At 57.6% G+C, this 14,912-nt stretch carries 11 protein-coding genes; all 11 read left to right on the forward strand.

The genetic code is table 11. The features are described 5' to 3' along the window. The first annotated feature begins 39 nt into the window (after positions 1–39). The 11 genes from rseP (at position 40) to tilS (ending at position 14,718) form a co-directional block, all read left to right on the forward strand. Positions 40–1,392 carry a sigma E protease regulator RseP gene (rseP, locus tag AC3ISI_RS05290; RefSeq protein WP_489335783.1) on the forward strand — a complete coding sequence of 451 codons (1,353 nt, stop codon included), beginning with the start codon at positions 40–42 and terminating at the stop codon, positions 1,390–1,392. A 74-nt stretch (positions 1,393–1,466) separates the two neighbouring features. Further along, positions 1,467–3,857: an outer membrane protein assembly factor BamA gene (bamA, locus tag AC3ISI_RS05295; protein ID WP_489335784.1), complete on the forward strand. Its 2,391-nt coding sequence runs from the start codon at positions 1,467–1,469 to the stop codon at positions 3,855–3,857. Between the two features lie 45 nt (positions 3,858–3,902). After that, complete coding sequence (locus AC3ISI_RS05300) at positions 3,903–4,406, forward strand: OmpH/Skp family outer membrane protein (RefSeq protein ID WP_008028980.1); 504 nt, start codon at positions 3,903–3,905, stop codon at positions 4,404–4,406. Between the two features lie 2 nt (positions 4,407–4,408). Continuing rightward, on the forward strand, positions 4,409–5,464 hold the full coding sequence (gene lpxD / locus AC3ISI_RS05305) for a UDP-3-O-(3-hydroxymyristoyl)glucosamine N-acyltransferase (RefSeq protein ID WP_489335786.1): 1,056 nt from the start codon (positions 4,409–4,411) through the stop codon (positions 5,462–5,464). A 108-nt stretch (positions 5,465–5,572) separates the two neighbouring features. Next, positions 5,573–6,013, forward strand: a complete 441-nt coding sequence (fabZ, locus tag AC3ISI_RS05310; protein WP_007907157.1) for a 3-hydroxyacyl-ACP dehydratase FabZ — start codon at positions 5,573–5,575, stop codon at positions 6,011–6,013. Beyond that, positions 6,010–6,786, forward strand: a complete 777-nt coding sequence (gene lpxA, locus AC3ISI_RS05315; RefSeq protein ID WP_477803685.1) for an acyl-ACP--UDP-N-acetylglucosamine O-acyltransferase — start codon at positions 6,010–6,012, stop codon at positions 6,784–6,786. Before fabZ ends, lpxA begins: the two co-directional genes overlap by 4 nt. A 2-nt stretch (positions 6,787–6,788) precedes the next feature. After that, positions 6,789–7,919: a lipid-A-disaccharide synthase gene (lpxB, locus tag AC3ISI_RS05320; RefSeq protein ID WP_489335787.1), complete on the forward strand. Its 1,131-nt coding sequence runs from the start codon at positions 6,789–6,791 to the stop codon at positions 7,917–7,919. Positions 7,920–7,930: 11 nt separating this feature from the next. Then, a complete protein-coding gene (rnhB, locus tag AC3ISI_RS05325) occupies positions 7,931–8,557 on the forward strand; it encodes a ribonuclease HII (protein WP_170219102.1) in 627 nt (208 codons plus the stop codon). Positions 8,558–8,633: 76 nt separating this feature from the next. Next, positions 8,634–12,155: a DNA polymerase III subunit alpha gene (gene dnaE, locus AC3ISI_RS05330; RefSeq protein ID WP_489335788.1), complete on the forward strand. Its 3,522-nt coding sequence runs from the start codon at positions 8,634–8,636 to the stop codon at positions 12,153–12,155. A gap of 153 nt (positions 12,156–12,308) precedes the next feature. Next, positions 12,309–13,256, forward strand: coding sequence for an acetyl-CoA carboxylase carboxyltransferase subunit alpha (locus tag AC3ISI_RS05335; protein ID WP_489335789.1), 948 nt, complete (start codon positions 12,309–12,311; stop codon positions 13,254–13,256). Positions 13,257–13,389: 133 nt separating this feature from the next. Further along, entirely contained in the window at positions 13,390–14,718 is a 1,329-nt protein-coding gene (gene tilS, locus AC3ISI_RS05340; RefSeq protein ID WP_489335790.1) for a tRNA lysidine(34) synthetase TilS, read from the forward strand. Positions 14,719–14,912 lie beyond the last annotated feature (194 nt).

Below are 14,912 nucleotides of genomic sequence, written 5' to 3' on the forward strand. Positions count from 1 at the left end.
TGGCCCATGCGGCACTGAATAGGATTGCGGAGAAAGTAGATGAGCGCGCTCTATATGATTGTCGGCACCCTGGTGGCTTTGGGTGTGCTGGTTACCTTCCACGAATTCGGCCATTTCTGGGTCGCACGTCGCTGTGGGGTCAAGGTGCTGCGTTTCTCCGTAGGCTTCGGCATGCCGCTGTTGCGCTGGCACGACAAGAAAGGTACTGAGTTCGTGGTGGCAGCCATTCCATTGGGCGGCTACGTGAAGATGCTCGATGAGCGTGAAGGCGAGGTGCCGGTCGATCAGCTTGAGCATTCCTTCAATCGCAAATCTGTCCGTCAGCGTATCGCCATCGTGGCGGCAGGTCCGATCGCCAATTTCCTCTTGGCAATGGTGTTTTTCTGGGTGTTGGCAATGCTCGGCAGCGAGCAGGTGCGGCCAGTCATTGGTGCAGTCGAGTCCGGCAGTATTGCTGCCAGGGCCGGTTTGAGCGCTGGTCAGGAAATCATTGCCATTGATGGCGAGCCAACTTCCGGCTGGGCAGCGGTGAATCTGCAGTTGGTTCGTCGTCTTGGCGAGAGTGGTTCGCTTCAATTATTGGTGCGTGAGCAAGGCTCTACGGCGGACTCTTCTCGCGAGCTGACGCTGGATAAATGGCTCAAGGGCGCCGACGAGCCGGATCCGATTCGTTCGTTGGGTATTCGTCCCTGGCGTCCGGCGCTGCCTCCCGTGTTGGCCGAGATTGATCCGAAAGGGCCGGCGCAGGCCGCGGGCCTGAAGACGGGTGACCGGTTGCTGGCTCTCGATGGCAAGGCGCTGGATGACTGGCAGCAAGTGGTCGACACTGTCCGTATGCATCCGGATACCAAAATCATGCTGCGTGTCGAGCGTGAGGGTGCTCAAATCGACGTCCCTGTTTCGCTGGCTGCTCGCGGCGAGAGCAAGGCACCTACCGGTTATATGGGGGCCGGAGTGAAGGCGGTCGATTGGCCGCCAGAGATGATTCGCGAAGTCAGTTACGGCCCGCTGGCCGCGATTGGAGAGGGGGCGCGCCGCACCTGGACCATGAGCGTACTGACCCTCGATTCGCTAAAGAAAATGTTGTTCGGTGAGCTCTCGGTAAAAAACTTGAGTGGACCGATAACCATTGCTAAAGTGGCGGGCGCTTCTGCCCAGTCGGGCGTTGCTGACTTCCTGAATTTCCTTGCATATCTGAGTATTAGCCTGGGGGTTCTGAATTTGTTGCCCATTCCTGTACTGGATGGGGGGCATTTGTTGTTTTATCTGATTGAGTGGGCGCGTGGTCGTCCCTTGTCGGATCGGGTGCAGGGTTGGGGGATACAGATCGGTATCAGTTTGGTGGTCGGGGTGATGTTGCTCGCTCTGGTCAATGATTTGGGCCGTCTGTAACACTTCGCTGAATTGCGAATCTGCCGCATTTTGCGGCAGTTTGTTTATTGCCAGTTGGAATAAGAAAGGACTTCATGAAACGTCTGCTGCTAACTGCGGTTCTCACCGTATTGATGATCGCCGAAGTTCACGCCGAGTCCTTCACTATCTCTGATATTCGCGTCAATGGCCTCCAGCGGGTCTCCGCGGGTAGCGTCTTTGGTGCTTTGCCGTTGAACGTCGGTGAACAGGCGGATGATCGTCGCCTGGTGGAATCCACTCGTGCTTTGTTCAAAACCGGGTTCTTTCAAGATATCCAGCTGGGCCGCGATGGCAACGTCCTGGTCATCACGGTAGTCGAGCGCCCGTCGGTCGCCAGTATCGAGATCGAAGGTAACAAGGCGATCTCTACTGAAGACCTGATGAAAGGCCTCAAACAATCCGGTCTGGCTGAAGGCGAGATCTTTCAGCGGGCCACCCTCGAAGGTGTACGTAACGAACTGCAGCGCCAATACGTCGCCCAGGGTCGCTACTCCGCCACGGTCGACACTGAAGTGGTGCCGCAGCCGCGTAACCGCGTCGGGTTGAAGGTCAACATCAACGAAGGCACCGTTGCGGCTATCCAGCACATCAACGTGGTGGGTAACACCGTCTTCCCTGAAGAAGACCTGATCGACCTGTTCGAACTGAAGACCACCAACTGGCTGTCGTTCTTCAAGAATGATGACAAGTACGCGCGTGAAAAGCTTTCCGGTGACCTGGAGCGTCTGCGTTCCTATTACCTGGACCGTGGCTATATCAATATGGATATCGCTTCGACCCAGGTGTCCATCACACCGGACAAGAAACACGTCTACATCACGGTCAACGTCAACGAAGGTGAGAAGTACACCGTTCGTGACGTCAAGCTGAGCGGTGACCTGAAAGTCCCTGAAGATCAGATCAAGTCCCTGCTGCTGGTCCAGAAAGGCCAGGTGTTCTCGCGCAAGCTGATGACCACCACATCGGAATTGATCACCCGCCGTCTGGGTAACGAGGGTTACACCTTCGCCAACGTCAATGGCGTGCCTCAGCCCCATAATGAAGACCACACCGTTGATATCACCTTCGCAGTGGATCCGGGTAAACGGGCTTACGTTAACCGTATCAACTTCCGTGGCAACACCAAGTCCGAAGACGAAGTGCTGCGCCGTGAAATGCGCCAGATGGAAGGCGGCTGGGCTTCGACCTACCTGATCGATCAATCCAAGACGCGCCTTGAGCGCCTGGGCTTCTTCAAAGAAGTCAACGTCGAAACCCCGGCTGTGCCAGGTGTCGATGACCAGGTTGACGTGAACTACGGCGTTGAAGAACAGGCTTCCGGTTCGATCACTGCCAGTATCGGCTTCGCACAAAGCGCCGGCCTGATCCTCGGTGGTTCGATCACCCAGAACAACTTCCTGGGTACCGGTAACAAGGTCAGCATCGGCTTGACCAAAAGTGAATACCAGAGCCGCTATAACTTCGGTTATGTCGACCCGTACTGGACGGCAGACGGTGTGAGCCTGGGTTACAACGCTTTCTATCGCACCACCGACTACAAAGACCTCGACGTTGACGTAGCAAGCTATGCCGTAGACAGCCTGGGTGCTGGTATTAGCGTCGGTTACCCGATCAGCGAAACATCGCGTCTGACCTTTGGTCTGACTGGACAGCAAGACAAGATCAAAACCGGTCAATACACCGTCGACGAAATTTTCGACTTTGTTAACACTGAAGGCGACGAATACCTGAACTTCAAGGCTTCGGCTGGCTGGTCCGAGTCGACCCTGAACAAAGGCGTATTGGCGACCCGTGGTCATTCTCAAAGCTTGACGGCGGAAGTCACCACGCCGGGTAGCGACTTGTCGTTCTTCAAACTCGACTACCGTGGCCAGTTGTTCCAGCCATTGACTGAAAGATACACCATGCGCCTGCACACTGAGCTGGGTTATGGCGATGGATACGGTTCGACCAACGGTTTGCCGTTCTATGAAAACTACTTCGCTGGTGGTTTCAATTCGGTTCGTGGCTTCAAGGACAGTACGCTGGGCCCGCGCAGTACGCCGAGCCGTGGCCAGGGCGTTACTGGCAACCAGGGTACTCTTGCAGACCCGGATCAAGATCCACTGCCATTCGGCGGCAACGTCCTGATTCAAGGTGGTGCAGAGATTCTGTTCCCGATGCCTTTCGTCAAGGATCAACGTTCCTTGCGCACTTCTGTATTCTGGGATGTGGGTAATGTGTTTGACTCCAAGTGCGAGCAGACCACCAATACCAACCCTCAGTCGAAGTCCAATACGCAATGTAACGACATTAGCTACAGCAACATGGCCAGTTCCGTGGGTGTAGGTGTTACATGGGTCACTGCGCTGGGGCCGCTGAGTTTCGCGCTGGCAATGCCAGTAAAAGAACCGGATAACGCTGAAACTCAGGTGTTCCAATTCTCTCTTGGCCAGACGTTCTAAGCGTCGGCCTCAAAATAACGACAATGGATTTTGTAGGAGTACATCGTGCGTAAGTTGACTCAATTGGTTCTCCTCGCAACCGTACTGGTAGCAGGTCCGGCTTTTGCCGACATGAAAATCGCCGTTCTGAACTATCAGATGGCTCTGCTGGAATCCGACGCGGCCAAGAAATACGCTGTGGATGCGGAGAAGAAGTTTGGCCCGCAACTGACCAAGCTAAAGACGCTGGAAAGCAGTGCCAAAGGCATTCAGGATCGTCTGATGGCCGGTGGCGACAAGATGCAACAAGGCGAGCGTGAGCGTCTTGAACTCGAGTTCAAGCAAAAGGCTCGTGACTTCCAGTTCCAGTCCAAGGAACTGAACGAAGCCAAAGCCGTTGCCGACCGTGAAATGCTGAAGCAGCTCAAGCCGAAACTGGACAGCGCTGTGGAAGAAGTCATCAAGAAAGGTGCTTTTGACCTGGTCTTCGAGCGTGGCGCAGTGATTGATGTCAAACCTCAGTACGACATCACGCGCCAGGTTATCGAGCGCATGAATCAGCTGAAGTAACCATGACAGCGACTATAAAGCTCGGTCAGCTGGCTGAGTTCCTCGGTGCCACGCTACGTGGCGACCCGGAGAAAGAAATTACTGGGCTGGCCACTTTGCAAGAGGCTGGCCCAGCTCAGTTGAGCTTTCTCGCAAACCCTCAATACCGTAAATACCTGGCAGACAGCCGGGCCGCAGCGCTCTTGCTGAAGGCCGCCGATGCCGAAGGTTTTGCCGGTAATGCGCTGGTGGTGCCTGATCCGTATCTGGCCTACGCGCGTATTTCCCACCTGTTCGATCCAAAACCGAAAGCGGCTCCCGGTATTCATCCGACAGCCGTTGTGGCCGAGGACGCGGTGGTTGATCCGGCTGCGAGTATCGGTGCCTTTGCGGTGATCGAAAGTGCGGCACGCATTGCTGCCGGCGTGACCATTGGTGCGCATTGCTTCATCGGCGCCCGTTGCGAAATTGGTGAGGGCGGTTGGTTGGCTCCGCGGGTCACGCTGTACCACGACGTTCGCATCGGCAAACGAGTGGTCATTCAGTCGGGTGCCGTGCTTGGGGGCGAAGGTTTCGGTTTTGCCAACGAGAAAGGTGTCTGGCAGAAAATCGCTCAGATCGGTGGTGTGTTGGTCGGTGACGATGTGGAAATTGGCGTGAATACCGCTATTGATCGCGGTGCGTTGGCCGATACCGTTCTTGGCAATGGTGTGAAGCTCGACAACCAGATCCAGATCGCCCACAACGTTCAGGTCGGTGATCACACCGCCATGGCTGCCTGTGTGGGGATCTCCGGCAGTACCAAAATCGGCAAGCATTGCATGCTCGCCGGTGGCGTAGGGCTGGTGGGGCATATCGAAATTTGTGACAACGTTTTCATCACCGGGATGACCATGGTGACCCACTCGATTACCGAAAAGGGTTCCTATTCTTCCGGTACGGCAATGCAGCCAGCAGCCGAATGGCGCAAAAGCGCGGCTCGCATCCGTCAGCTCGATGACATCGCGCGGCGTCTGCGGCAGCTGGAAAAGCGTGTCGGGGAAGTGACCCCTGACGGTAATGCTTCATCAGATGGCTGATACCATTTCCATATCAAGTGTGCACAGCCGTTAGACTGCCTGCTTGATTTGCTAGAGGGGCGCGTGTCAGTCGCGCGCTCCCAATCTTTACATAGGCTTCCCCCCGAAATGATGGACATCAACGAGATTCGCGAATACCTGCCTCACCGTTACCCGTTCCTGCTGGTGGACCGGGTCGTGGATCTGGATGTGGAAGGCAAGCGCATTCGCGCCTACAAGAATGTCAGCATCAACGAGCCGTTCTTCAATGGTCACTTCCCTGCGCATCCAATCATGCCGGGCGTACTGATCATCGAGGCGATGGCTCAGGCTGCCGGGATCCTTGGTTTCAAAATGCTCGACGTGAAACCGGCGGACGGCACCCTTTACTACTTCGTGGGCTCTGACAAGCTGCGCTTCCGTCAGCCAGTGCTGCCGGGCGATCAGTTGATCCTTGAAGCCAAGTTCCTGAGCTGCAAACGTCAGATATGGAAGTTCGAATGCCAGGCTTCGGTCGACGGCAAACCAGTCTGCTCTGCTGAAATCATCTGTGCGGAACGCAAACTATGAGTTTGATTGACCCTCGCGCAATCATCGATCCGACGGCCGTTCTGGCCGACGACGTCGAGGTCGGCCCGTGGTCGATCGTCGGCGCAGGTGTGGAAATCGGCGAGGGAACAGTGATCGGGCCGCACGTGATTCTCAAAGGCCCGACCCGAATCGGTAAGCACAACCGCATCTACCAGTTTTCGTCGGTAGGTGAGGACACGCCCGATCTGAAATACAAAGGCGAAGAAACCCGTCTGGTCATTGGTGACCACAACGTCATTCGTGAAGGCGTGACGATTCACCGCGGGACAGTTCAGGACCGTTCGGAAACGACCCTGGGCGATCACAACCTGATCATGGCCTATGCCCACATCGGCCACGACAGCGTTATCGGCAACCACTGCATCCTGGTCAACAACACTGCGTTGGCCGGGCATGTGCACGTTGAAGACTGGGCGATCCTCTCCGGTTTCACCCTGGTTCACCAGTATTGCCACATTGGCGCCCACAGCTTTTCCGGCATGGGGACTGCCATCGGCAAGGACGTTCCAGCGTATGTCACGGTGTTCGGCAATCCTGCCGAAGCCCGTAGCATGAACTTTGAAGGTATGCGCCGTCGTGGTTTCAGTGAAGAAGCGATCCACGCCTTGCGTCGTGCTTACAAGGTGGTTTATCGCCAGGGCCTGACAATCGAGCAAGCGCTCACCGAGCTTGCCGAACCCTCAGATCAGTTCCCGGAAGTCGCAGTGTTCCGTGATTCCATCCAGTCTTCGACTCGCGGCATCACTCGTTAATCATGGCTAATCTGCGTATTGCGCTGGTAGCGGGTGAGGCTTCCGGCGACATTCTGGGCGCGGGCCTCATGCGCGCACTCAAGGCTCAGCATCCGGCGGTGGAATTCATCGGTGTCGGTGGCCCATTGATGCAGGCCGAAGGGCTGGTCTCGTACTTTCCCATGGAGCGGCTATCGGTCATGGGCCTGGTGGAAGTGTTGGGGCGACTGCGTGAACTGCTGGCGCGTCGCAAAAAGCTGATCGCCGACCTGATCGCTGAAAAACCGGACGTATTCATCGGTATCGATGCCCCGGACTTCAATCTCAATATCGAACTCAAGCTGCGTCAGGCCGGGGTCAAGACCGTGCATTACGTCAGCCCGTCGGTGTGGGCGTGGCGTCAGAAGCGCGTCCTGAAGATTCGCGAAGGCTGCGACCTGATGCTGACGCTGTTCCCGTTCGAAGCGAAATTCTATGAAGAGAAGGGCGTGCCGGTGCGGTTTGTCGGGCACTCCCTGGCCGATGCGATTCCGCTTGAGGCTGACCGAGCCGCTGCGCGTGCCGAACTTGATTTGCCGGACGGTCCGCTGGTTGCACTGATGCCTGGTAGTCGTGGTGGCGAAGTGGGCCGACTCGGCACGTTGTTCCTCGACACCGCCCAGCGCCTGCGCGCCCTGCGTCCGGGCGTGCGATTCGTTATGCCGTGCGCCAGCCCCGAACGCCGCGCACAGCTTGAAGAGCTGCTGGCCGGTCGCGATCTGCCGCTGACCTTGCTCGATGGCAAATCCCATCTGGCACTGGCAGCCTGCGACGCGGTGCTGATCGCTTCCGGTACGGCTACCCTTGAAGCGTTGCTGTACAAGCGGCCGATGGTGGTGGCGTATCGACTGGCGCCCTTGACGTTCTGGATTCTCAAACGGATGGTGAAAAGTCCTTACGTTTCGTTGCCGAACCTGCTGGCTCAGCGCCTGTTGGTGCCCGAGTTGCTGCAGGACGACGCAACGGTCGAGGCCCTCGCTCAAACACTTTCACCCTTGATCGAAGGTGGCGAGGAACAGACTCGCGGCTTCGACGAAATCCACCGTACCTTGCGCCTGGACGCCTCCAATCAGGCGGCGGACGCAGTACTGAACCTGATCGGCAAACCACAATGAGCAAAACCAGCATTCAGATGGGCCTGGACTTCACCCTGGTCGCCGAAGTCGAAGACCTCGTGGCCGGTGTTGACGAAGTCGGTCGTGGCCCGCTCTGCGGTGCAGTGGTGACGGCGGCAGTGATCCTCGATCCAAACCGACCGATCCTCGGCCTGAACGACTCAAAGAAGCTCACCGAAGCCCGCCGCGAAAAGCTTTATGACGAGATCTGCGAAAAAGCCCTGAGCTGGTGCATTGCTCGGGCTGAAGTCGAAGAAATCGATGAGCTGAACATCCTGCACGCCACCATGCTGGCGATGCAGCGCGCGGTTGAAGGCCTGCACATCCAGCCGAAACTGGCGATGATCGACGGCAATCGTTGCCCGAAACTGTCCATGCGAGCTGAAGCGGTCGTGCAGGGCGACGGCAAGGTCCCGGCCATTGCGGCGGCATCGATTCTGGCCAAGGTCAGCCGTGACCGCGAAATGGCGGCGTTTGAACTGATTTACCCGGGTTACGGCATCGGCGGGCACAAAGGCTACCCGACGCCCGTTCATCTGGAAGCGCTGGCCCGCCTCGGTCCCACCCCGATACACCGCCGCTCGTTCGCCCCGGTGCGTCTGGCGTACGAGGCACGGGAAAGTCTGATCGAGAGTTAGTCGCAAGGCTGATGTTTTACTCAAGGCCCGGTACAATCCGGGCCTTGTTGTTTTCATGACATAACGCAGGATCACTATGCCGGCTTCATTCGTTCACCTACGCCTGCACACTGAGTATTCCCTGGTCGACGGTCTGGTGCGGATCAAACCGCTGGTCAAGACCCTGGTCGGCATGAACATGCCTGCTGTAGCGGTCACCGATCAGAACAACATGTGTTCCCTGGTCAAATTCTATAAAGCCTCCATGGGTGCAGGGATCAAGCCGATTTGCGGTGCCGACTTGTGGTTGTCGAACAAGGATCCGGACAACGCCCTGAGCCGAATCAGCCTGCTGGCGATGAACGCCGTCGGCTATCGCAATCTCACTGAGCTGATCTCCCGCGGCTTCATCGATGGCCAGCGCAATGGCTCGGTAATCATCGAGCGCGAATGGGTAGCCGAAGCCAGCGAAGGCCTGATCATGCTGTCGGCGGCGAAAGAGGGCGAAATCGGCCTGGCCATGCTCAGTGGCAACCCGGCTGAAGCGGAAAACCTCGCGCGCGAATGGATGGCGGTGTTCCCGGATCGCTTCTACCTGGAAATCCAGCGCACCAATCGCCCCAATGATGAAGAGCAGTTGCACGGTGCCGTGGCCCTGGCCGAGAAAATCGGCGCGCCGCTTGTCGCCACCAACGACGTGCGTTTCATCAAGCAGGAAGACTTCGCCGCTCACGAAACCCGCGTTTGCATCGGTGAGGGCCGCGCCCTCGACGATCCGCGGCGTTCGAAGAATTACAGCGACCAGCAATACCTCAAAAGCGCCGAGGAAATGGCCGAGCTGTTCAGTGACCTGCCCGAGGCGCTGGAAAACACTGTAGAGATCGCCAAGCGCTGCAACATCGAAGTGAAGCTGGGCAAGCACTTCCTGCCCAACTTTCCGATTCCCGATGGCATGACCATCGACGAGTATTTCCGCAAAGTGTCGTTCGATGGCCTGGAAGAACGCCTGACCGTTCTGCTGCCCAAAGACACCACGGAAGACTATGAGGCCAAGCGTCAGGTCTACGTAGACAGGTTGAATTTCGAACTGGATATCATCATCCAGATGGGCTTCCCCGGTTACTTCCTGATCGTGATGGACTTTATCCAGTGGGCCAAGAGTAACGGTGTGCCGGTAGGTCCTGGCCGGGGGTCGGGTGCCGGGTCGCTGGTGGCCTATGTGCAGAAGATCACCGACCTCGATCCGCTGGAATATGACCTGCTGTTTGAACGTTTTCTTAACCCGGAACGGGTATCGATGCCCGACTTCGACGTCGACTTTTGCATGGACGGTCGCGATCGGGTCATTGAGTACGTGGCCGAAAAATACGGTCGCAATGCGGTAAGCCAGATCATCACCTTCGGTTCCATGGCGGCCAAGGCTGTGGTCCGGGACGTGGCGCGGGTGCAGGGCAAGTCCTACGGTCTGGCGGATCGTCTGTCGAAGATGATTCCGTTCGAAGTCGGCATGACCCTGGAAAAGGCCTATGAGCAGGAAGAGATCCTGCGTGACTTCATCAAGGTCGATGAAGAGGCCGCCGAAATCTGGGAAATGGCCCGCAAGCTCGAAGGCGTCGTGCGAAACGTCGGCAAGCACGCCGGTGGAGTAGTTATTGCGCCGACCAAACTGACCGACTTCTCGCCGATCTATTGCGATGAGGCCGGTGACGGTCTGGTGACCCAGTTCGACAAGGATGACGTTGAAGCCGCTGGTCTGGTGAAGTTCGACTTCCTCGGCCTGCGGACCTTGACAGTCATCGACTGGGCACTGAAAACCATCAACCGCGACCGCGCCAAGGTCGATCAGCCACCGCTGGACATCGCGTTCATTCCGCTGGACGACAAGCCGACCTACACGCTGCTGCAAAAAGCTGAAACCACGGCGGTGTTCCAGCTCGAATCCCGCGGTATGAAGGAGCTGATTAAAAAGCTCAAGCCTGACTGCCTGGAAGACTTGATCGCACTGGTGGCCCTGTTCCGTCCGGGCCCTTTGCAATCGGGCATGGTGGACGATTTCATCAACCGTAAGCACGGTCGTGCCGAACTGGCGTACCCGCATTCGGATTACCAGTACGAAGGCCTCAAACCGGTACTGGCACCGACTTACGGCATCATCCTGTATCAGGAACAGGTGATGCAGATTGCCCAGGTTATGGCCGGTTACACCCTCGGCGGTGCGGACATGCTGCGTCGCGCCATGGGTAAGAAAAAGCCCGAAGAAATGGCCAAGCAGCGTGGCGGCTTCATTGAAGGTTGTGCGACCAACAACATCGACGCGGACCTGGCCGGTAACATTTTCGACCTGGTGGAGAAGTTCGCCGGTTACGGTTTCAACAAGTCTCACTCCGCAGCGTATGGCCTGGTGTCGTACCAAACCGCGTGGTTGAAAACGCATTACCCGGCGCCGTTCATGGCGGCGGTGCTGTCGGCAGACATGCACAACACCGACAAGGTCGTGACCTTGATCGAAGAAATTCGCACCATGAAGCTGCGCCTCGACGCGCCGGATGTGAATGCCTCCGAGTTCAAGTTCACGGTGAATGACGAAGGCCGGATTATTTACGGCCTCGGCGCGATCAAGGGTGTTGGCGAAGGTCCGGTGGAAGCGATCACCGAGGCGCGCCAGGACGGTCCATTCAAGGATTTGTTCGATTTCTGCGCCCGTGTCGATCTCAAACGGATCAACAAACGCACCCTGGACGGTTTGATCCGCAGCGGTGCGCTGGATCGTCTGGGGCCTTATTTCCATGATGAGCCGAAAGCTTATCAAGCGAGCATCGACCAGAATCGTGCGGTGCTGCTGGCGGCGATGGAAGGGGCGATCAAGGCTGCGGAACAAACCGCACGCACCCAGGACAGTGGCCATGCCGACCTGTTCGGCGGGTTGTTTGTCGAAGAAAATGCGGACGTTTACGCCAGCCATCGCAAGGCCAAGGAGCTGACGCTCAAGGAACGGCTGAAAGGGGAGAAAGACACCCTGGGCCTGTACCTGACCGGTCACCCGATTGACGAATACGAAGGTGAAATCCGTCGCTTTGCCCGCCAGCGCATCATCGATTTGAAGCCGGCACGCGATACCCAGACTGTCGCCGGCATGATCATCGCCCTGCGCGTGATGAAGAACAAAAAGGGCGACAAGATGGGCTTCATCACCCTCGACGACCGCTCCGGACGGATCGAGGCGTCGCTGTTTGCCGAGGCGTTCCATACCGCGCAGTCGCTGTTGCAGACGGATGCGATGGTGGTGGTCGAAGGCGAGGTCAGCAATGACGACTTCTCCGGCGGCCTGAAACTGCGGGTCAAGCGCGTGATGAGCATGGAAGATGCGCGCACCAACCTTGCCGAAAGCCTGCGCCTGAAGCTGCAGACCAAGGATTTGAAGGGCGATCAGCTACGCTGGCTGGGTGAATTGTTCAAGCGTCACCGCGGCGCGTGCCCGATCACCATGGAGTACACGAGCCCCGATGCGAAGGCCTTGCTGCAGTTCGGCGAGACCTGGCGAATCGATCCGGCGGATGCGTTGATTCAAGCCTTGCGTGACCAGTTCGGGCGAGACAACGTCTTCCTCCAATACCGTTGACGGTCAGGTGCCATTTCTTGTCATCAAGAGTGCGCCCTGATCTCGACCTGAATTTTTAATCTCGACCTGAACGCGCCTCTCCCTTAAGGTAGGGCGCGAATAGACAACCGGCCGGCCCAAGCTCTCTTGGATGTCGACCCAAGACGGACGCCTATGAACCCGAATTTTCTAGATTTCGAACAGCCGATCGCCGACCTGCAAGCCAAGATCGAAGAGTTGCGCTTGGTCGGTAACGACAATTCGCTGAATATCGGCGATGAGATCTCCCGCCTGCAGGATAAAAGCAGCACGCTGACCGAAGATATCTTCGGCAAGCTGACCAGCTGGCAGATCGCTCGTCTGGCGCGTCACCCGAAACGTCCCTATACCCTGGACTACATCGAACACATCTTCACCGAGTTCGACGAGTTGCACGGTGACCGTCACTTCTCTGATGACGCCGCCATTGTTGGCGGTATTGCTCGTCTGGACGACCAGCCGGTGATGATCATCGGTCACCAGAAAGGCCGTGAAGTGCGCGAGAAAGTTCGCCGCAACTTCGGCATGCCGCGCCCGGAAGGCTACCGCAAGGCGTGCCGGCTGATGGAAATGGCCGAGCGCTTCAAGATGCCGATCCTGACCTTCATCGACACACCTGGTGCCTACCCTGGTATCGACGCTGAAGAGCGTAACCAGAGCGAAGCGATCGCCTGGAACCTGCGTGTCATGTCGCGTCTGAAAACCCCAATCATCGCCACCGTGATCGGTGAAGGTGGTTCCGGTGGTGCTCTGGCAATCGGTGTTTGCGATCAACTGAACATGCTGCAGTACTCGACCTACGCGGTGATCTCGCCGGAAGGTTGCGCATCGATCCTGTGGAAAACCGCCGATAAAGCGCCGGATGCCGCCGAAGCCATGGGCATCACCGCCGAGCGCCTGAAAGGCTTGGGTATCGTGGACAAGGTGATCGGCGAGCCACTGGGCGGTGCGCACCGTAATCCAGCGGCGGCGGCAGCATCGATCCGTGCCGAGTTGACCGCGCAATTGGCGATGTTGAAGAAGTTCGACAATGACGCGCTGCTGGCCCGTCGTTACGCGCGACTGATGAGCTACGGTCTCTGATCTGACCTCGCTTTTCCCATGTGGGAGCGAGCCTGCTCGCGAAGGCGGCATAACATTCAACTCATCTGTTGGCTGTTATACCGCTATCGCGAGCAGGCTCGCTCCCACATTTGTTTTGTGCAAAGGGAGCGCTATGAGTCAGCCAATGATTGATTTGCCTGCCAAGCTTCTGCTGAAGCTTGCTCCGTGGCGCAACGCTACGGCTTGGCGCATTGCATTCAGCGGTGGCCTCGATTCCACCGTCCTGTTGCACTTGCTTGCCCATCTCGCAAAAAACCAATCCCTGCCAACGCTCAGCGCCATCCATGTCCACCACGGCCTTCAGGCGGCGGCAGATGCGTGGCCGGCACATTGTCAGTCCGTTTGTGATGCCTTGGGTATGCCGTTAGAGGTGATTCACGTTCAAGTTCAGCCCGGCGCCAGCCTTGAGCGTGCCGCTCGGGATGCGCGTTACGGGGCGTTCAAATCGGTGATACATGCCAAGGACATTCTGCTAACCGCCCAGCACCGTGACGATCAGGCGGAAACCCTGTTGTTTCGACTGTTACGTGGGGCCGGGGTGAGAGGTTTGTCGGGGATGCCTCGTGAGAGGGTCTTGGGACGTGGACATCTTCTGCGCCCACTGCTTGATGTCTCACGCGCCGAACTTGAGGCCTATGCAGCCGAGCACCGCCTGAGCTGGATCGAAGACCCTTCGAACCAGGATCGACAGTTCTCCCGCAACTACCTGCGGCATCAGGTGTTCCCGGTGTTGACCGAGCGCTGGCCGCAAGCGGCGGCGACGATGGCACGTAGCGCTGCTCACTTGAGTGAAGCGCAGACTTTGCTGTATGAGTTGGCGCACATTGATTTGGCCGAAGCGGCAACAACCCATGATTTCGAATGCCTGGGCGTGCAATCTCTGGAGCTGGCTTGCCTTGCTAGGCACTCCGGCGCTCGCCAGCGCAACGCGCTGAGCCACTGGCTCGCAGCGTTGACCCGATTGCCGGACAGCGACCATTGGTCGGGTTGGGAGGATTTGCGCGACGCTACCGGTGATGCCCGTCCGGTCTGGCGGCTGGCGGATGGAGAACTGCATCGCTCGGCCGGGCGTATCTGGTGGCTTTCGGGCTGTTGGCTACGCAATCCGCCACCTGCCGTGCATTGGGCTGATCCTTCGAAGTCGTTGGCGTTACCGGAAAATGGTGTGCTCACGCTCACCGGGCAAATCCCCAATGGCCCGCTGCAAATCCGCTATCGTGAGGGAGGCGAGGTCATGCATTTAGCTGATCGCGGCCATCGCGACCTGAAGCGTTTGCTCAATGAACGCGGGGTTCCAGGCTTCGTCCGTGGCAGATTGCCGCTGCTCTATCGTGGCGAACAAATGCTGGCAGTAGCGAGCGTACAGGGCTTGAATGGCAGTGGGCAGGACGGCTGGCATTTACAGTGGCAACCACCGAGCGAAGATCAAGGTTTGAGCTGAAAGGGGCTTTCCGGTAGACTACGCTCCCTTCTTGATACAACTTCTGTGGATTCGCCTGAATTACAGGAGTTGCCGATTACCAAGCAGTCTTTGCTGGGCGATTCCAAAAAATGTGTAGCGAGCAACGTACCGGTGTTTCATCTGCCGGTCTGTCCCAACGCGGCGGTTTTTTTGAAAGGTGCACTGTGATTAAT

The organism is Pseudomonas sp. GL_139_B (assembly GCF_057834475.1).

Coding starts and splice junctions, on each gene's coding strand:
- tilS (WP_489335790.1), top strand. CDS start 13,390: ATGAGTCAGCCAATGATTGATTTGCCTGCCAAGCTTCTGCTGAAGCTT.
- rseP (WP_489335783.1), top strand. CDS start 40: ATGAGCGCGCTCTATATGATTGTCGGCACCCTGGTGGCTTTGGGTGTG.
- fabZ (WP_007907157.1), top strand. CDS start 5,573: ATGATGGACATCAACGAGATTCGCGAATACCTGCCTCACCGTTACCCG.
- bamA (WP_489335784.1), top strand. CDS start 1,467: ATGAAACGTCTGCTGCTAACTGCGGTTCTCACCGTATTGATGATCGCC.
- AC3ISI_RS05335 (WP_489335789.1), top strand. CDS start 12,309: ATGAACCCGAATTTTCTAGATTTCGAACAGCCGATCGCCGACCTGCAA.
- lpxA (WP_477803685.1), top strand. CDS start 6,010: ATGAGTTTGATTGACCCTCGCGCAATCATCGATCCGACGGCCGTTCTG.
- lpxD (WP_489335786.1), top strand. CDS start 4,409: ATGACAGCGACTATAAAGCTCGGTCAGCTGGCTGAGTTCCTCGGTGCC.
- dnaE (WP_489335788.1), top strand. CDS start 8,634: ATGCCGGCTTCATTCGTTCACCTACGCCTGCACACTGAGTATTCCCTG.
- lpxB (WP_489335787.1), top strand. CDS start 6,789: ATGGCTAATCTGCGTATTGCGCTGGTAGCGGGTGAGGCTTCCGGCGAC.